This window comes from Aetokthonos hydrillicola CCALA 1050, assembly GCF_017591665.1.
In the GTDB taxonomy this organism is placed as follows: Bacteria; Cyanobacteriota; Cyanobacteriia; order Cyanobacteriales; family Nostocaceae; genus Aetokthonos; species Aetokthonos hydrillicola.
The window spans coordinates 14,177-32,774 of the sequence record NZ_JAAKGC010000077.1; the positions used below are offsets into that span (position 1 = coordinate 14,177).

The 18,598-nt window shown below is 40.1% G+C and carries 17 protein-coding genes and 1 pseudogene; 10 read left to right on the forward strand and 8 right to left on the reverse strand.

Annotation, left to right across the window (positions count from 1 at the left end; translation table 11 throughout):
- Positions 1-39 precede the first annotated feature (39 nt).
- Positions 40-834 (forward strand): dienelactone hydrolase family protein, encoded by a 795-nt coding sequence (locus G4P69_RS27575; protein ID WP_208341616.1) that lies wholly within the window; start codon positions 40-42, stop codon positions 832-834.
- A 210-nt stretch (positions 835-1,044) separates the two neighbouring features.
- On the opposite strand, the gene G4P69_RS27580 is transcribed toward G4P69_RS27575, so the two are convergent.
- A complete protein-coding gene (locus G4P69_RS27580; protein ID WP_208341615.1) occupies positions 1,045-1,248 on the reverse strand; it encodes a hypothetical protein in 204 nt (67 codons plus the stop codon).
- A gap of 118 nt (positions 1,249-1,366) precedes the next feature.
- Positions 1,367-2,122 carry a YebC/PmpR family DNA-binding transcriptional regulator gene (locus tag G4P69_RS27585; RefSeq protein ID WP_208341614.1) on the reverse strand — a complete coding sequence of 252 codons (756 nt, stop codon included), beginning with the start codon at positions 2,120-2,122 and terminating at the stop codon, positions 1,367-1,369.
- A 491-nt stretch (positions 2,123-2,613) separates the two neighbouring features.
- Between G4P69_RS27585 and G4P69_RS27590 the strand changes: the two genes are divergently transcribed.
- Together G4P69_RS27590 and tatC are read left to right on the forward strand one after the other, a co-directional pair.
- Positions 2,614-2,988 carry a hypothetical protein gene (locus G4P69_RS27590; RefSeq protein ID WP_208341613.1) on the forward strand — a complete coding sequence of 125 codons (375 nt, stop codon included), beginning with the start codon at positions 2,614-2,616 and terminating at the stop codon, positions 2,986-2,988.
- Between the two features lie 226 nt (positions 2,989-3,214).
- Positions 3,215-4,009, forward strand: a complete 795-nt coding sequence (gene tatC / locus G4P69_RS27595) for a twin-arginine translocase subunit TatC (protein ID WP_208341627.1) — start codon at positions 3,215-3,217, stop codon at positions 4,007-4,009.
- A 30-nt stretch (positions 4,010-4,039) separates the two neighbouring features.
- On the opposite strand, the gene G4P69_RS27600 is transcribed toward tatC, so the two are convergent.
- Complete coding sequence (locus G4P69_RS27600; RefSeq protein ID WP_208341612.1) at positions 4,040-4,351, reverse strand: DUF3067 family protein; 312 nt, start codon at positions 4,349-4,351, stop codon at positions 4,040-4,042.
- A 223-nt stretch (positions 4,352-4,574) separates the two neighbouring features.
- Here G4P69_RS27600 and petC point away from each other — a divergent pair, with 223 nt between their 5' ends.
- From petC to G4P69_RS27615, 3 genes are all read left to right on the forward strand, one after another.
- Positions 4,575-5,114: a cytochrome b6-f complex iron-sulfur subunit gene (petC, locus tag G4P69_RS27605; RefSeq protein WP_208341611.1), complete on the forward strand. Its 540-nt coding sequence runs from the start codon at positions 4,575-4,577 to the stop codon at positions 5,112-5,114.
- Positions 5,115-5,239: 125 nt separating this feature from the next.
- On the forward strand, positions 5,240-6,241 hold the full coding sequence (gene petA, locus G4P69_RS27610) for a cytochrome f (protein ID WP_208341610.1): 1,002 nt from the start codon (positions 5,240-5,242) through the stop codon (positions 6,239-6,241).
- 190 nt (positions 6,242-6,431) lie between these two features.
- Complete coding sequence (locus G4P69_RS27615) at positions 6,432-7,013, forward strand: chorismate--pyruvate lyase family protein (RefSeq protein WP_208341609.1); 582 nt, start codon at positions 6,432-6,434, stop codon at positions 7,011-7,013.
- Between the two features lie 3 nt (positions 7,014-7,016).
- On the opposite strand, the gene G4P69_RS27620 is transcribed toward G4P69_RS27615, so the two are convergent.
- The 4 genes from G4P69_RS27620 to G4P69_RS27635 all read right to left on the reverse strand — a co-directional run bounded on the left by G4P69_RS27620 (position 7,017) and on the right by G4P69_RS27635 (position 10,581).
- Positions 7,017-7,631: a DJ-1/PfpI family protein gene (locus G4P69_RS27620; protein ID WP_208341608.1), complete on the reverse strand. Its 615-nt coding sequence runs from the start codon at positions 7,629-7,631 to the stop codon at positions 7,017-7,019.
- 72 nt (positions 7,632-7,703) lie between these two features.
- Positions 7,704-8,285, reverse strand: coding sequence for a hypothetical protein (locus G4P69_RS27625; RefSeq protein ID WP_208341607.1), 582 nt, complete (start codon positions 8,283-8,285; stop codon positions 7,704-7,706).
- Positions 8,286-8,447: 162 nt separating this feature from the next.
- Complete coding sequence (locus tag G4P69_RS27630) at positions 8,448-8,900, reverse strand: CHAP domain-containing protein (RefSeq protein ID WP_208341606.1); 453 nt, start codon at positions 8,898-8,900, stop codon at positions 8,448-8,450.
- A gap of 199 nt (positions 8,901-9,099) precedes the next feature.
- Positions 9,100-10,581 (reverse strand): metal ABC transporter solute-binding protein, Zn/Mn family, encoded by a 1,482-nt coding sequence (locus G4P69_RS27635; RefSeq protein WP_243902380.1) that lies wholly within the window; start codon positions 10,579-10,581, stop codon positions 9,100-9,102.
- Positions 10,582-10,631: 50 nt separating this feature from the next.
- On the opposite strand from G4P69_RS27635, the gene G4P69_RS27640 reads away from it, so the two are divergent.
- The 3 genes from G4P69_RS27640 to G4P69_RS27650 all read left to right on the forward strand — a co-directional run bounded on the left by G4P69_RS27640 (position 10,632) and on the right by G4P69_RS27650 (position 16,291).
- Entirely contained in the window at positions 10,632-11,906 is a 1,275-nt protein-coding gene (locus G4P69_RS27640) for a hypothetical protein (RefSeq protein ID WP_208341605.1), read from the forward strand.
- A gap of 207 nt (positions 11,907-12,113) precedes the next feature.
- Positions 12,114-15,626 carry a GAF domain-containing sensor histidine kinase gene (locus G4P69_RS27645; protein WP_208341604.1) on the forward strand — a complete coding sequence of 1,171 codons (3,513 nt, stop codon included), beginning with the start codon at positions 12,114-12,116 and terminating at the stop codon, positions 15,624-15,626.
- 335 nt (positions 15,627-15,961) lie between these two features.
- On the forward strand, positions 15,962-16,291 hold the full coding sequence (locus G4P69_RS27650) for a hypothetical protein (protein WP_208341603.1): 330 nt from the start codon (positions 15,962-15,964) through the stop codon (positions 16,289-16,291).
- A gap of 108 nt (positions 16,292-16,399) precedes the next feature.
- On the opposite strand, the gene G4P69_RS27655 is transcribed toward G4P69_RS27650, so the two are convergent.
- Complete coding sequence (locus G4P69_RS27655) at positions 16,400-17,992, reverse strand: glycoside hydrolase family 57 protein (RefSeq protein WP_208341602.1); 1,593 nt, start codon at positions 17,990-17,992, stop codon at positions 16,400-16,402.
- Between the two features lie 280 nt (positions 17,993-18,272).
- Here G4P69_RS27655 and G4P69_RS27660 point away from each other — a divergent pair.
- Positions 18,273-18,598: pseudogene (locus G4P69_RS27660) on the forward strand (F0F1 ATP synthase subunit beta); the annotation flags it as partial.

Here is an 18,598-nt window from a genome sequence, read left to right on the forward strand (position 1 = left end):
GCCGTCCTAGAAGGACGGGGTTTCTACCCAAATAAACTGATGACAAATATAGAAGTTAAGACAACTTACGTCAAAATACCCAATGGTGATTTACAAATCGAGGCGTATCTAGCACAACCATTAGAAAAAGGAAGTTTTGGTGCAGTTATAGTTTTCCAAGAAATTTTTGGCGTTAATGAAAATATTCGGGATATCACTGAATTGATAGCACAACAGGGATATGTAGCGATCGCACCTGCAATGTTCCAACGTATTGCTCCCGGTTTTGAGTTTGGGTTTAGCGAACAAGATATAGGCTACAGTCCACAAGCCTATGAATTAGGGTTGCAATACTATCAACAAGTAAAATACTGGGAAATAATGAGCGATATTCAAGCTACTATCGCTTATCTCAAAACTTTACCGAATGTTAAACCTGATTCTATTGGCTGCATTGGGTTTTGTTTTGGTGGTCATGTTGCTTATATGGCAGCAACTTTAACCGATATCAAAGCAACGGCTTCCTTCTATGGTGCTGGAATTACAACTCCCAACTTTGGAGAAGAGACTCCAACGATTGATCGCACTTTAGCAATTAAAGGCGCTATTTATACTTTTTTTGCTACGAAGGATTCGTTTGTTTCTGAACAAGAAAATCTTAAAATTGAGTCTGAACTAAAGAAGCATCGAATCAACCATCGCGTATTTCGCTACGACACAGGGCACGGTTTTTTTGGTGGACTCTTCATCGATAAGTACCCATTTTTAGAACAGAATCCCAATTTAAATCAAGAAGCTGCGATGGATGCTTGGAAACACGTTCTCCATCTTTTTCAAGATAACCTTAAAAACTAGCGCTCACGAAGAATATTAGCTGTCGCAAGCGCTGTCTCATAAATTACGAAGAGAGTTCTTAGGAGAGTGTACCAGAGAGAAAAAGATGCGCCTTCTTGGAGTAGCGCCCACTTGAAAACAAGATCTTTTTCCCTCTGGCGCAAGAGCAAGAAAAACGGTGCTGCTTTTCTAAGCCTACGGCGTGCGCCGGTAGGTTTCGCTGCTCCGAAACTATTTACTCTTGTTGCTCTTGACAGAAGCTCCGTGATGGTTTCTGTGACCACGATGATGATGATGTTTCCGGGATACTTTGTTCGATTTAGCAGCAGCAACATTTGTGTGATTAGGAGAAGCAGCTTGTACAGCAGGTGCAGTTAGGGCTACAGGGGTAGCAATTACTAGGGTTAAGAGTGCTGCTTTTACGAGTTTATTCATGGGTGGACTTCTGTTGAATTAAGATGGAACGATATAAATATACCCATAGGCATATGTCTTTGTCGTGTTATTGATGTGAATTTTTTATGTATAATTTACAAGCCTCTACAAACACTATCTAAGCCATACTCAGAGTCATTAGTTGTTCTGCCATTTCAAAATTGGCGGTGACATTCTGTACATCATCTAAGCCTTCTAGAGTGTCGATTAACTTGAGAAGCGATCGCGCCTGATCAAAATCAGTCACTTCGACTTCATTACTGGAAATCCAGCGTAATTCTGCATCAGTCACCTTAAAGCCTTTTTCTTTGAGCGTTTGGCTAAGGTTTTCTAGATTTGGTACTTCCGTAAACACTTCAGCCATCTGGGCTTCAGTCATCTCATAAGACTCTGCACCACCTTCAAGAGACGCTTCGAGAAGCTGTTCTTCGTCAATGACTCCTTCTATAGTGCAAGCGCCTTTTTGGGAAAACATCCAGCTGACACAGCCCGTCTCACCAAGATTTCCACCATTTTTACTAAAGGCAACACGCAAGTCAGCAGCAGTGCGATTACGATTGTCTGTAAGAGCTTCAATTAAAATTGCTACACCACCAGGACCATAACCCTCGTAGCGAATTGATTCCATTGGTGAATCACCTGTGAGTGTTCCTGCACCTTTGGCGATCGCTCTTTCAATATTGTCATTGGGAATACCCGCTGCCTTCGCTTTTTCAATTGCTGTACGCAGTTGAAAATTAGCTGTTGGATCTGGTAAACCATTTCTCGCTGCAATAATAATTGCACGCGATAACTGGGTAAAGGTCTTTCCCTTTTTTGCATCCACTACCGCTTTCTGGCGCTTAATATTTGCCCATTTACTGTGTCCTGCCATAATCTAAACTGTTCAACGCTATATATAAGCATAAACTCAGAAAGGTTGTGCTGTAAGGATATAGAAAGGTCACATAGAAACTTTTGGATTTTGTGGAGAAATTGGGAACTTGTTATTTACCCGATAAGTCATATGTGGATACGAAACTCGTATTTGATTTTTCGGAAGCTGTAACTGGGTTTGTTTTGTAACTTATAACTCAGGTAAAGGAGTACACTTATAAACCTACTTAGATGCTTAGTGTGAAAAGTTTTTCATTAGTAGTTACTTATTTATGCTTAGGTAAGGAACCTTTTTAGATACAAGATTGTTCTGTAAAGAATTGGTAGAGTATATTATTTCTAAGCTAGCAATATTAGTAATCTGTAAATAAATAATCAGTCTCAAAACTATTTTTTATACAAATAGATGAAAGCAAAAAAATGTACTTGACCTCTAATAAGAGTTTAGCTATTCTTAGCAATTAGAAATACTAATTATTTTCTAAATAAATGAACAAAAAACTCAAACTGGCTTTGCTGGCAAGCCCTACCATTTTTACCTCTTTGATGACCATGATAGGAGTGGTTAATCCCGCTCATGCAGCCTCACCTGTTATAAGGATGAAAAACGGTGAGGCATGTGTAAAACATCCGCATATCAGTTATAGTAAGTTTGTGTGTATGCGGGTTACACAAGCAAATCAAGGATCTCAGTCCGCGCCTACATCTAACTTTAATTCGGCGACTCCCTCAGATAAAAATGTTGCTATGCTGAACTTTTCAGAAGCAGATAGCGATAAAGCGATCGCGTTATTTGGTTGCGATTGCCCATATTGTATGAACGCTTTACGTGCGCTTCAAGGTCAGGCACCAATGGTATATTAAGCTTCAACAATTTTTGTCGCTGTGCTGTCTTAACTTGACCAAAGGTCTGAGCGACTTGAACAGCTAGTAGCTGTACTACTGATAAGCACTACGCTACATTTTTCTTCGAGTTCGTTCAGCCTTACGGAATGGTGAAGTGAAAAAGTTTCGCTCGGTAGATGCTTCGCCAGATACAATAGTCAAAAGGTATTGGCCAATAGCTTACCAAGAGAGTTGTTCTTTTATCATGACGCCTTCACCAAACCTAGAAACTACAAACGACAATAACGTTGATCAAGAGGAATTTGACAACCCCGTAATTGATCCTCTAGACGAATTGCCAGGTGAGGTCGAAATGTCACTTTTCGATCACTTAGAGGAGTTGCGACAGCGAATTTTCTATATGCTGATTGCTATAGTACTGGCCATTATCGCTTGCTTCATTGCTGTGAAGCCGATTGTACAAATACTACAAGTGCCAGCGCAGGGAGTAAAATTTATCCAACTTGCACCTGGAGAATATTTCTTTGTCTCCTTGAAAGTAGCAGGTTATAGTGGTTTGGTGGTTGCCAGTCCCTTCGTACTTTACCAAATTATCCAGTTCGTTCTGCCAGGACTGACTCGTCGAGAACGCCGCCTGCTTGGACCTGTGGTTTTGGGTTCCAGTGTTTTGTTTGCAACTGGTATAATATTTGCCTATACTTTGTTAATACCAGCTGCTTTAAAATTCCTCATTAGCTACGGTGCAGATGTGGTAGAGCAACTGTGGTCTCTTGAGAAATATTTTGAATTTGTGTTAGTGCTGCTGTTTAGCACTGGCTTAGCATTTCAAATTCCCATCATTCAATTATTGCTTGGGGCTTTGGGAATTGTCTCTGCCGAAAAAATGCTTTCTGGTTGGCGTTATGTGATTGTCGGATCAGTTGTTTTAGGGGCTATTATAACACCTTCAACAGATCCTCTAACCCAAGGTCTTTTAGCAGGTGCGGTGCTAGCACTTTACTTTACCGGTATTGGTCTAGTGAAATTAATAGGTAAATGATATAATTAAAAATCGATTTTCGATTTTTAATTACTCAACTAACCATTCCACTCCACGTTGACCCAAATTTAGAGGAATGCTAACAGCTTTCCCTAAGCGAGGCCGCTCTTTTGTTTGTTGAATAAATGTTTGTACCTGCTCTGTTCCCCCCATAGCATTGAGATAGTTAGCGATAGTATCTAAATGCTCTTGGTACTCTGCCTCATTTAAAGGGAAAGAAGCTTGCTCTAGGTATTTCCACATGACTTGAAGAAATATTTTACCTTGGGTTCGGCGTAGCTGGACATCGTATGAGCGCCCCCATTTATCAAGCAACAGTTTGTGTAATTCCTGTCCTGTCATGGCTTTTCTCAACTATATTTTACATTTAGTTATGATGTTAAGTTCCATTACTCAAGTATGATAAGGATATAAAGAAATGTAATGCTCTTAGAAAAGATGCTAGAAATGTCTTTGAGGAGGGATTCTCGCATCGGTAGGGTCTTAACATCAAGAGACTGGAGTTTCTCAATTATTAGAACTCTTGTCAAAATTGTTAACAAAATACACAAAGAACGCTTGGATTATGGCTCAATTTTCTGAATCAATGGACGTACCCGATATGGGGCGTCGTCAATTCATGAATCTTCTGACTTTTGGGACTGTAACTGGGGTAGCCCTAGGAGTATTGTATCCTGTTGTCAATTATTTTATTCCACCTAGCAGTGGTAGCGCAGGTGGTGGGACAACGGCAAAAGATGAGCTAGGCAATGATGTCATTGTAAGCAAGTTTTTAGAAAGCCATAATGTAGGCGATCACGTTCTAGCTCAAGGATTGAAAGGCGACCCAACCTACATTGTGGTAGAAAGTAAAGAGGCAATTGGCGATTACGGTATTAACGCCGTCTGCACACACTTAGGCTGTGTTGTTCCCTGGAACATTGCTGAACAGAAGTTTAAGTGTCCCTGTCATGGCTCTCAGTACGACGCTACTGGTAAAGTAGTTCGAGGTCCCGCACCATTATCCCTCGCTTTGGCTCATACCCAAGTACAAGATGATAAAGTTGTCTTCACCTCTTGGACTGAAAATGACTTCCGTACCGGTGAAGCACCTTGGTGGAGTTAATTAACAAGGAGTCAGAATCCAGAATACAGAATTCAGAATATAGCTTAGCTATTCTGACTCCTGACTCCTGACTCCTGAATACTTGTTTTCGATATTTACTTCAGAGAATTGTTGCCTTAATAGAGATGAGAAAAGCTTCTACAACAGCGAGGATAACTCGCATTGCTAGAGCAATGACGAAAACATTGCTTATAGCGATCGCCACAGTGACATTCTTCTTCACCAGCGATCTAGCCCTTCCCCAATCTGCTGCTGCATATCCTTATTTCGCGCAGGAAACCGCTCCTGAAACCCCGCGAGAACCAACTGGACGGATTGTTTGCGCTAACTGTCACCTAGCACAGAAGCCCACCGAAATAGAAATTCCGCAATCAGTACTACCTGACACAGTTTTTAAAGCTGTGGTCAAGATTCCCTACGATACCAACTTACAACAGGTAGCTGTTGATGGCTCTAAAAGCGGCTTAAACGTTGGTGCTGTATTGATATTACCAGAAGGCTTCAAGATTGCTCCGGAAGATCGCATTCCTGAGGATATAAAGGAAGAAGTCCAAGATCTATACTACCAACCCTACGGCGAAGACAAAGAAAATATCGTACTTATTGGACCTTTACCTGGGGAACAGTATCAAGAAATCGTCTTCCCTATTCTTTCTCCTAACCCTGCAACCGACAAAAATATTCACTACGGTAAATATGCAGTACATGTAGGTGGTAATAGAGGAAGAGGACAAGTTTACCCCACTGGTGGAAATACCAATAACTATGTTTACAACGCTTCCACAACTGGAACCATTAACAAAATTGCGAAACAGGAAGACGAAGACGGTAACGTCAGCTACGTAGTTAGTATCAAGACTGAATCTGGGAAAGTTGTAGATAATACAATTCCTCTGGGACCAGACTTGATTGTTTCCGAAGGACAAGCAATTAAGGCAGGAGAGCCTTTAACAAATAATCCAAACGTTGGTGGCTTCGGTCAACATGATGCAGAAATTGTACTGCAAGACGCAACCAGAGTTAAATGGTTAATAGCGTTCATTTGCCTTATCATGTTAGCTCAAGTGATGCTCGTTCTGAAGAAAAAACAGGTTGAAAAAGTTCAAGCAGCAGAAATGAATTTCTAAGCTGTATCTTGACATTATATTTTGTTTTAGGACAGGCAATATGCCTGTCTTTTTTGCTCGGCTATTGATTCAGAACTGACTTATGAAGAAGTACTGGCGTACTTTCCCTACCTAAAAGAAGAAGCTATTTTTGCTGGTATGAGCTATATTTTAGTAGTGTTCTTAATATATTATTGAACTGATTTTACCAATGCAAGCAAACGAAATTAATGCAGTACGAACAGACTTACTAAGACGTGATTTGCAGGAATCATTCACACACAGTCATATTGACCCATCTCAATTAAGTAAGTTTCAAAGAATTATATTAACAACTGATGGAACATTAACAGAAATATTAGAAGCTTACTTATTGGAAAAAATTCAAATTGTGAAATTGTCAGAGGAACTTGTTGGTATTGCACAAGATATTCCGTCATTAGACCTAAAAATAGAGTCTGAGGTCATTGCACGCAAAGTATTACTTCAAGGTAAGATTAGCAGAAGAAACTGGATTTATGCTGAATCGATTATTGTTCCTGATCGGCTTGATGAATTGTTTAGAGAAAGATTACTCAAGTCTCGTGAGCCAATTGGTAGACTTTGGTTAGAACACCAATTAGAAACCTTTAAAGAGGTCATAGACTCGAGTCGAGAAATAGCTGGTGATTTGTCCAATTATTTCAAAGTTTCAAGCGAAGAGAAATTACTTTGTCGTACCTATCGCGTTTTCTCTAACCGTAAACCCATAATGATGATTACAGAAAAATTTCCAGAGCAGTTTTTTGTTTAATAGTTATGGTGTTGAGCGACGCCAAACAGTCCCACGTCGTTCATACTCCAGCATCATCTCCACCTTATGGGCGATTTCAGGCTCGAAATATCGTTCCAGTACCCATAAAGCTAAGTCTAATCCAGACGTAACTCCTCCTGCTGTTATAATGTCACCATCATCTACCACGCGAGCTTTTACAATTTCTGCACCCTTAGCGATAAGATCTTCGATTGCGCCATGATGAGTGATTGCGTGACGACTAGAAAGAAGCCCTGCGGCTGCAACTAGCATTGCTCCTGTACAAACTGATGCTATTACTGTCCCATTTCGGTACAGATGTGAAATAGCTGCTGGTATTGTACCGCGTTCAACTTCAGATCTGACTCCTTGCGGCGCACGACCCACCCAACCTCCACCAGGTACAATTAAAACATCCAGCTTTTGATCGAGTTCAAGCTTTGCGTGAGCCTGAACTCGCAATCCACAAGCAGCGGTAATTTCCAAAGAATCTCCTAACACAACAAGTTTTGCTTCCACATCGGCACCAATAACTGCTGCTTTGAGCAAAACTTCATATGGAGCGATCGCGTCAAGCTCATCAAAGCCGTCGAAGATGATAATTTGTACTTTTACCACAGCAAATTCCTCGAGGAAAAACTTTTTTAGCTAGCTCCGAAAGAAGCCCATATATCAATTATGCTATCGCCTTTAGGGACTGGAATGGGAGTTACATTGTCGGGATTGTTTGTAGACGCGAGATAATAGTTCTTCGGGAGTCATTCCTAGCCTCTTAGCAGCCGCAATAGCCAAAAGATTAGCATGAGCGTCTTTACATTGTTCCACAGCATCTGCAAGCTTAGTGAGTAATGATACTTCATCTTCTTGCGCCATGCGATTGCTACGAGCTTGATTGTAGTTCTGTTCTCCTGTAGCTAATCTCTTTTCTGGAGAATCAAATTGCATGACAACACCCATTATCGCTTCTGGGTTAAGCTTTCCATTATTGTTTGGAGTCAATCTCACAACACCAAAAGCACAAAATCCCCCACAATTGGGATAATTTAGTGGGTTAGAGCCGTAACCATAATTTTGATAAATACTTGCGGATTGGGTAGGTAGATTTGATGCACCTGAACTTGATGTTTGTAATGTTGGATCTGAAAGCTGAGAACTATCAACACTACCAGTTGTAAATTCATTAACAGCTGTATCTGCTGAAGATACTTGACAAGTAAAAAATAATATTAAAAAATTAATTATAAATGTTAAACTAAAGCAATAACGGAGCATATGTAATATCTCCAAATCTGGCAATTTAAGCAGAAACACTGCTAGGTAAAGCGGAGAACATAGGACGTAGGATGGCTTGGCGGTGTACAAGAATTCGCAGCTACAAGCCACCCTTAAATTGTGGTAATTATGAGTGATTGAGGCTATTTGAACCCATTATTATTACCTCGCCCAGAAGGAGATATCTGGTCTATTTATAGGAGTAAGAAAACCAGTGATACGGACATTAGAGCAACCAGCTTCACTAAAGAAAGAACTACCAACAGTTTGATGTCCGCCACGCAGATCAATCCGTCCATCAGGTTTTACTCTTTCAACGATACCGACATGACCATAGACTGTATTAGCACCAGGAAAAGAGCGTTCCATAACTGCGATCGCTCCCGGTCGAGCTGCAACCCGACGTAAACCATTTTTTTGCAAGTAGCCATTATCCCAATCCCCAGCATTAGGATAATTACGAGTAAGGTTATAGCGATTTGCTACATAATCTGTACATTGACACACTCTTTGAGCATTAGCTGGAGCCACAGAAAAACCAACAGTCATAGCTCCTCCAATAAATGGAATTCCGGCGATCGCTTTGAAAATTGCTAAATTCTTGAATAATTTCATATCAGGTGTCTTTTAAAAGTTTATGTCACTAAAGTAACTTCTAAAAAAAACACACATAATGTTGCAAATACGGCATTATTATTTTTTTTGTATAAGCTCGTATTGTTTACTTAAGAATGGAATTCTACACGTAAGTCGAAAAAAAATACGCGTAGACACGTAAATTTTTTGCCGAATTAGTAAACTTTTTCTTGCCTTACTAGTAGCTGTTTTTGTGCTTTAATTTTCGTGGTCGTGGTGCATCAACCCAAGAAGAGACTTTTGCGCCTCCCCAAGCTTGAGTGACAGCGTACGGTAATCTCGACTGACCTATTCGATTAATTGTTAACAAATCTTCTGATTCTCCAGCAAAACGATCTTTAACATCGTTCATTGTCATTGCTGCTTCATACCCTCCCTGTTGTACTAGCTTCTTCGCTCGTACATCATAATGACCAGCAGGATAAACAAAGTAGTGAATAGGAATACTTAGCTGAGTTTCTAGTATCTTTTTAGATTCTAAAATTTCAGTTTTTAGCTGATCGTCAGGAAGCACCGTTAAGTCATTTGGATGGGTAATGCTATGAGCCATTATCGTGACTAATGGATTAAGAGCCATCTCGCGTAATTGGTCCCAACTGACGTGTTCTCTACCAGTGTTTTTACCAATATTTGAAGTATAAATTGCGAAAGCCGCCGGGTAATTGTACTTTTTTAATAATGGGAAGACATATTGATAAGCGCTTTCATATCCATCATCAAAGGTTAGTAGCACTGGCTTTGCTGGTAGCGGTAGTCCAGTCCGAAGATGGGTAATTAGTTCCCTAACGCTGATGGGAGTCGCACCACTTGACTGAAGTCTTCGCAGATGATCTTCAAACTCCTGCTGTGTGACATCAAAGAAAACTTGTTTTTTTGGCAGAATATCGTGATACATGATCACTGGAACTTTAGTCAATCTTGCTTTAGGATTGATATCCGGCCAAGGTGTAGGCTTTAAGTAAGCTAACAATTGGTTGTTGATAACTAACTGACGTTGATCCGCAGAAAGTGTGGCAAATTCAGAGTCGTTTCCGGCGTTGAGTTCGTTAAGTTCATCAATAACTTTCTGACTGTTTGCTGTATAAAGTGATGCTTTACTAGGTTGGACTTCTGAGAGGCTTTTGTTTATTACCTCCACCATATTGAGCGCATTCTCGGCAATCGAAACATCAGTGTTATTGATTCGGGCGAGTTGCGACTGTTGAGTATGCACTACAGCATCATCCACCATAACTTTAGGAGCAGAGTTTACAGTAGTTTGAATTAAGTTCCTTAGACTTCGTGCTAAGTTTTCATTACTATAGAGAATTAACTTAGCTTGCTCAACTGCTTGAATATCCTCTGGCTTCGGTTGATTTTGACGATCAGAATCTGAACTAGACAAGCATTTAAAATCAACTGTATCAACCGCTATTTTCTCAACTAAATTACAAATGATAGTATCAGTTGCAACAACAAGAGGATGATCTACTGCCGCAACCGAGCTAGGTGTGGTGCTTGGTTGAGTCGTAGTACTGTTAATTGTTGGTGTTTTAGGAGTAAAGGTAGGAGACTGATCAGTTTGATTCCCTGAGTTACATCCGTCTAAGCTAATAACAACTAATAATGTAGTTATACCAAAAAGTTTTTGCAGAAAAATTGGTAATTCTTTATACAACATTTCTGTGAAAAAATAGTTCTTCTATATAGTTTGGCAACAGTAGGTCAAGAATGCGAATATCTACGAAACATTTTCATGATCAATGGATCAACAGCTTTATATTTATCTTGCTGTTATGGCTGTGTAGCAGAATTTTAATTGTAATAGCCATGGTGTTGATTGCGCCAACAATGCCATCTTCTTCTCATCATGTAGGGGGGTGGGGTTGGGAAGTTTTTACTCGATGGGATGGTCTTTGGTATCAAAAGATTGCCACTTCTGGTTATGAATATGCTCGTGATGGTCATGCGCATACGGTGGCATTTTTTCCAATGTTCCCGTTAATGAGTAAAGCGTTGATGGTACTGGGTTTACCATTTGCTATCGCTGGCACACTTGTAAACAATGTAGCATTCTTGACTGTGATAGTTGTCTTGTATTATTGGGTTACGAAGCTACACGGTATTAAAGTAGCACGATGGACTGCAGCTTACTTAATTTGGTGTCCTCTCTCTCTGTACGGAACGGTTGCTTACACAGAGGGGTTGTTTTTGCTGTTAAGTACCCTGTCTTTACAAGCCTTCGATAAAAATCAGTATGTTCGGGCGAGTTTCTGGGGTGCTTTGACAACAGCAACCCGACTTAATGGCGTGATGCTTATCCCAACTTTTCTATTTTTAGCTTATAAAGAGCGTCGAGGTGTAAATGGATATATTACAGCAGGATTAACAAGTATAGGTTTCTTATTATACACTAGCTACTGCGCGATGCAGTTTGGTGATCCGTTAGCATTTCTCCATACTCAAGCAGGCTTTGGGCATCGTTCATCTGCGAGCTTTGACTGGCAACATTGGGGACTTAATTTTATTTATGGTATATTTGGCCCTATGAATTGGGATCATTGGTTGCCAAAAGATCTGTTTCATCCCGTTCAGTTTGTTGTTATTTGTGCTGGTGGTTATTTGTTGTGGCGCTATCGTTCTCTACTTAACCCGATTGCTATGAGCTGGATTAGTTTTGTGTTACTGGTTTGGCTATGGCTTTTATGGGGAGACGGTTTTGTGAAAACTTATATGGTTATTGGTGGTGGGTTCCTTTTATGGTATTTTCGCCACGAACTTCGTTCTGTTATCGTCACTTGGGGCGCTTTTTCCTTGTGGCTGGTTTTGTTCTCCGGTAGTATTGTCGCAAACGAACGCTTTGCGTTTGGTATCGTATCTTTGGCGATCGCAATGGGAATGTTGCTTTCTCGTTTTAAGCACTGGGGGTTACCAACACTAGTTTATTTCGCGATTGTACTTATTAGCTTTGCTGTTCGGTTTTCCCGTAATATCTGGGTAGCTTAACTTGTTAATTTCAACTTGTTAACAAATGCTTCGGTATTTTTCCTGATTATATTACTTTTGTTTTAGATCTTCTTCACCTTCAAGACAAATCCTAAGTAAAACTCTACAATTTTTGTTTGTTGAAGGTAGTTTACTAAGTTTCCAGGGAACTATAAAAATAATTACTTTGGTATTAAATTTCTTATTAAATCTTTAAAGTCAAGAGCAATGGAATTCAACTCGACTCCTACGGAAAATCAACTTCAAGAACAACTACAGCAACAAAAAGCTTTGGCGAGCGTAATTGTGCGCATTCGAGAGTCTCTTGACCTAGAAACAATTTTCCAAACCACTGTTACAGCAGTGCGTCAGTTACTGAATGCTGATCGAGTTGCAGTATTTCAGTTTAACCTTGAAAAAGACTGGCAAGGAGAATTTATTTGTGAGGATGTTGCACCTGAGTGGTCTTCCGCAATTTCAGATACAGTCTATGACCACTGCTTTGGGGCACAGTTCGTGGCTGATTATAAACAAGGAAGAGTGCAAGCGATCGCTGATATTTACACGGTAGGACTGAGTGATTGTTATGTGGAAATTCTGAGTAAATTTCAGGTACGTGCTAACCTTATTGTTCCTCTGTTACAGGATAAAGAACTGTGGGGATTGCTTTGTATTCATCAATGCAGTGAATCTCGTACTTGGAAAGAATCAGAAATTGAATTTATTCGTCAAATTGCGGATCATTTAACAGTTGCTATTCAACAAGCCAAACGTCTCCATGAAGTTCAATTACAAGCCGCAAAATTAGCCCAAGCAGCCCAGAGAGATCGCGTAATTGCTAATATTGTCGAGAAAATTCGCCCATCTCTTGACGTTGACACCATCTTTGAAACAACGACTCAAGAAATACGAGTACTATTGCAAGCCGACAGAGTTGCTATTTTTCGCTTTAATGCTGATTGGAGTGGCAACTTTGTTGCTGAATCATTTGCTCAAGAGTGGACACCCCTAGTTGGAGTGCAACCGATAATTAATGACACTTATTTACAAGAAACCCAAGGCGGTCGGTATGTTAACAATGAAACATTTATCGCTAATGATATTTATCAAGCGGGATTAACAGACTGTCACGTCACCTTATTAGAGCAATTTCAAGCAAAGGCTTTTGCAACTGCACCCATTCTGCAAGGAGACAAACTTTGGGGGGTCATCGCAGCCTATCAAAATACTTCACCTAGACAGTGGCAAACTTATGAAATTGAATCGCTGACGAAAATCGGTACACAAATCGGTGTAGCACTAAGACACCATCAATTGTTAACACAAGCTCAGTTCCAAGCAGAGCAACAAAAGACATTAACTGGCGTAATTAATCGAATTCGAGAATCCCTAGATTTAGACACGATCTTCCAGACAACGGTTACAGAAGTGCGGCAGATGCTGCAAGCAGATCGAGTGGCTATTTTCCAATTTGATCCTCAAAAACACTGGGAAGGTGAATTTATTTCTGAAGATATAGCACAAGAGTACAATTCGGCAATGGCGGCAAAAGTTTACGACCACTGTTTTGGGGACAATTTTGCTGTTCATTATCAACAAGGTCGAGTACAAGCAGTCGGAGATATTTACGAACAGGGATTAAGTGAATGCCATATAAAAATTCTAGAAAGATTTCAAGTACGGGCTAATTTAGTAGTTCCTTTATTAAAACAAGGGAATTTATGGGGCTTGTTGTGCGTTCATCAGTGTAGTAATCCTCGAACTTGGGAAGCCTCAGAAATTGAATTTGTCAACCAGGTTGCAGAAAATTTGGGCGTTGCTTTGCAACACAACAAACTCTTGCGAGAAGCTAGATATCAAGCAGAACAACAAAAGATATTAACTAGTGTGATCGCCCGAATTCGGGGGTCTTTAGATTTAGATTCAATCTTTGAAACTTCTGTCACTGAAATTCGGCAACTGCTCCAAGCTGATAGGGTTGCGATCTTTCGCTTTGACCCTCAAAAAGATTGGGAAGGAGAATTTGTTTATGAAGATGTAGCTTCTGGTTGTTCTTCAGCAATAGCTGAAAAAGTTTATGACCATTGCTTTAGTAAAGATTTTGCACCACTCTACGCCCAAGGTCGAGTCAATACGATCACTGATATTTATCAAGAAGGGAATTTTCCAGCCTGCTACGTCCAAATACTAGAAAAATTTCAAGTACGTGCCAATTTGATCGCACCTCTTTTAAAAGAAGGGCAACTATGGGGATTGCTTTGTATTCATCAATGTAGTGATCCTCGTTGTTGGCAATCTTCCGAAGTTGAATTTGCCAGCCAAATAGCTGAGCAACTAGGAATTGCATTAAAACAAGATTCCTATTTGAAGCAAGTACAAACGCAAGCCGTACAGTTAGCAGAAGCCACAGAACGAGAGAAAGCAATGGAACGGCAAAAACTTCTAGCTGTAACTATTGATAAAATCCGTCAGTCACTTGATATTAAAACTATTTTTAAAACGACAACTCAAGCTGTTAGAGAGTTACTTAAAGTTGAACGGGTTGCTATCTACCGCTTTAACTCAGATTGGAGTGGCAAATTTGTTGCAGATTCGTTTAAAGATGGTTGGAAACCTCTTACACAAGTTCAACCGATGATCATAGAAACTGTTGAAGATTCAGAAGAAGATGATAAATTGCCACGCAATGAAACGTTTGTTCCGATTCGACAAGGTGAAAAACTCTGGGGATTATTAGTTGCTTATCAAAATTCACAACCGCGTTATTGGCATGATGAAGAAATTAATTTACTGGCTCAAGTAGCAGTACAATTAGGTATTGCGATTCAGCAAGGAGAATTGCTAGAACAAACAAAACGTCAAACTTTAGAACTTACTCACGCACTCCAAGAATTAAAACAAGCTCAGTCTCGCTTAATTCAGGGTGAAAAAATGGCGGGATTAGGACAACTGATCGCCGGAGTAGCTCATGAAATTAATAATCCTGTAAATTTTATTGCTGGGAATCTAACGCATTTAAATGAATATACTCAAGAACTACTCAACGTACTGAATCTCTATCGTCAACACGCTCACCTTCCCCCAGAGATCCAGGAAAAAATTGATAGCGCGGATTTAGACTTTATCCTTAAAGATCTACCTAAAACAATTGACTCCATGCAAATAGGTGCAACCCGTATTAGCGAAATTGTCCTGTCACTGCGCAACTTCTCTCGTGTGGATCAAGCTGAAGTGAAGCTAGTAGATATTCATGAAGGATTGAATAGTAGTTTGCTGATCTTAGGACATCGTCTAAAGAATAATCAAGACCGCCCAGCTATTGAAGTTTTGAAACAGTTTGGTACTTTACCTTTGGTCGAATGCTATCCCACACAGCTTAATCAAGTATTTATGAATCTTCTTTCTAATAGCATTGATGCGCTAGATGATAAGTATAAAACTCTACACCAAAAGCATTTAACATCAAGAAATCCGCTTAAGGTTCCTTTAAATATCTGGATTACTACAGAAACCATTGAAAATAAGGTTGTAATTAAAATAGCTGATAATGGTCTTGGTATCCCAGAGGAAGTGCGATCGCACATTTTCGACCCTTTCTTTACGACAAAAGAAATAGGCAAAGGTACAGGTTTAGGATTGTCCATCAGTTATCAAATCATCGCTGAAAAGCATCATGGTCAGATTCAATGTTCTTCCACTCCAGGACAAGGAACTGAGTTTTTAATTGAAATTCCGGTATAAGTTTTATGGGTCGTCGTACTAAAGCTAATTCCTAAAACTTAAGTAGATTTTTCTTGAAGTGACTGCATTTAAATCAGCCAGGGATTATAAATCCCTGTCTAAGAGCTAAATTCCTCTATAAGAGGAATGGAAAATATAGTTTCTGTGTATAAAGATGTAGTATTTATACTCATCAAAAATACGAAAAAGTAGATTGTGACACCCAAACGGCGTAAAATGCGGCTTTTACCGATGGGGAATGGTTTTCCGAAAAGTTAACCTTCAATAGTGGATCTGAAGTAACAGCTAAATTTTTCAAAACTCAATTAATTTCAGGTGACAAACTCAGGTTAATTATGAACGCGGAAACTCTTTTAAATACAAGTTCTAACGATAAATCAACACTTAGCAGTCATCCAAAAAACGTTTTTACAAGTGGAACAGTTTGGGGTATTGTTTTTACGACGATTGCGGCGATCGCTCCAATTTTGGGAAATGATATTGATCAATTTAGGAAGGATCCTAATTCCGTAAATTATGGTCAAGACGCTGCTAAAGTTATAGTAATTCTCTGCGGTGCGGCGGCAACTATTTGCGGACGTGTCTCTGCTAAAGATCCCCTCTACACTCCAGAATGGCTCCCCGGACCAAATAAGTCAGATTTAGATCCGAAAAAAATAGACTAAGCATGAAACAGAATGATCTCGATGAATCATACTTCAAGCTGCCGTGCGCGTTTGTTTAAACTGAATACTACAAGTAGGGCTTTATGCCCTACCTGATACGTCTATTGCTTATGAAAATGGTCGATAAACTCGATAGTTAATATTAGGGAAAATATTATCCATTAACTCAACTTTTTCTACCCAGCCGCTATCAACTTTGCCGATTTTAATATCTTCGTAGAGTTTATTAAACCGCATAAGATGCGATCGCGTGCGTCTTACGGCATAAGGCACCATTGTTCCTGTTCTCATAATAAACGCCCAGTCAGAAGATTGAGCTAAAAGCAGTTGTCTGGCTGCTAAATTAAGTGCTCTCCATTCCAAATCATCTGCTGGTTCGCGACGGGATAACTCAATCATCCTTTCTGCTGCTTTATGCAAATGTGGATAGATCCAGGCATTTGTATCATTCAACCAATACTCATGAAATCCTTTGTAACCCCAACTAGATTGAGAAGGACGACAAACCTGCTGAGTTGGTTGTGCTTTCAAATAATCCGCTAAGTGTGTCATCTCATAAGTCTTTTGATCATACCAAGACTTGCGGAACAGGTAATCAATAAACCAGGGACCCTCATACCACCAATGCCCAAATAACTCTGCATCATAAGGAGAAACAATAATTGGTGGACGCTGCATTATACCAAACAAATGGTTTGATTGTTGTTCCCTATTATACATAAAATTAGCAGCGTGTTCTGCCGCCTTTTCTTTTGCCCAATAGGGATCGTAAAGTTGCTTGTCTCCTAATCCTAAGCCGCGACCAGTAATTTTATGATACTTAATACCTATATTTTTACGCTGACCATTGGGCATGATATATGGCTTGATATACTCATATTCTGCTTCCCAGCCCAAATCCTTATAAAACTCGCGGTATTCTGGTGCTCCAGGATAGCCCACCTCAGAAGACCAAACTTGTTGAGAAGATTCATGATCTCGACCAAAAGCAGCAACACCAGTTTCTGTAAAAATTGGTGCATAAGTCCCAAAGCGAGGACGAGGGCGAGCGTAAAGAATTCCATGTCCATCCGTGAGAAAGTAGCGCAACCCCGCATCAGCTAACATGCGTTCTACACCCTCATAGTACGCGCACTCCGGCAACCAAATACCTCTAGGGGGGAGCCCAAAGGTTTCTTCGTAGTGTTCGCAAGCTACTTTAATTTGTGCCCATACAGCTTCCGGGTACATTTTCATCAAAGGCAAGTAGCCATGGGTAGCACCGCAAGTAATTATTTCTAAATTATTGCTCTGTTGAAACTGGCTAAAAGCAGTTACTAAGTCGCCTTTATTGCGTTCCCATACTTCTCGTGTTGCGCTAAACTCAGCAGCATAATGTTCAGCTAAATACTTGACATGGCCGTTATTAGCATTATGCTCAATCTCTAATTCTATAAGTTCTTCTAGCTTAGCTAAATGCTCATCATACCGTTCTTGTAACAATTTATCACGAAGCATAGACACAAGAGGTGGTGTCATGCTCATCGTAATTTTAAAATCGACACCGTCTCGCTTTAAGCCTTCAAATACTCGTAGCAAAGGGATATAAGTTTCTGTTATGGCTTCATACAGCCATTCTTCTTCTAGTACATAGTCACTTTCTGGATGACGAACGAAGGGCAAGTGTGCGTGAAGTACGAGCGCGACGTAACCTTTAGCCATAATATTTTCAGGATGGGGTAGATTGAATATAGATGAGCATTGGTAGAAGTTAAGATTATTTTAAGACTTTGTGCGATCGTAAGGGTATAAGCACTAATTATTCTTTTGGGCATGCCCCATGCCCCATGCCCATTGCCCATTGCCCATTTCCTTAAGAACCAATTTATTCTCGCGAAGAGAGGGATCATTCAATGCTAATCTTGAAAGTGCATAGCGTAGTTCACACTCAAGTCTCCTACGACCTTATCTGAAAAATATAGCTTCAATTCTTAGGCTCAGCATGGTCACCGCAGAAAAAACAAACATAGGTTACATTACCCAAGTTATTGGTCCGGTTGTAGACGTTAAATTCTCAAACGGCAAAATGCCGCCAATCTACAACGCTTTGACCATTAAAGGCACAAACGAAGCCGGACAGGAAGTCTCCGTTACCTGCGAAGTACAGCAGTTACTAGGTGACAACCAGGTGCGGGCTGTTGCTATGAGCACTACCGACGGTTTAGTGCGTGGCATGGAAGTTGTTGACACTGGCGCACCAATTAGCGTACCAGTAGGCAAAGTCACTCTTGGTCGAATTTTCAACGTTCTTGGCGAACCTATCGATAA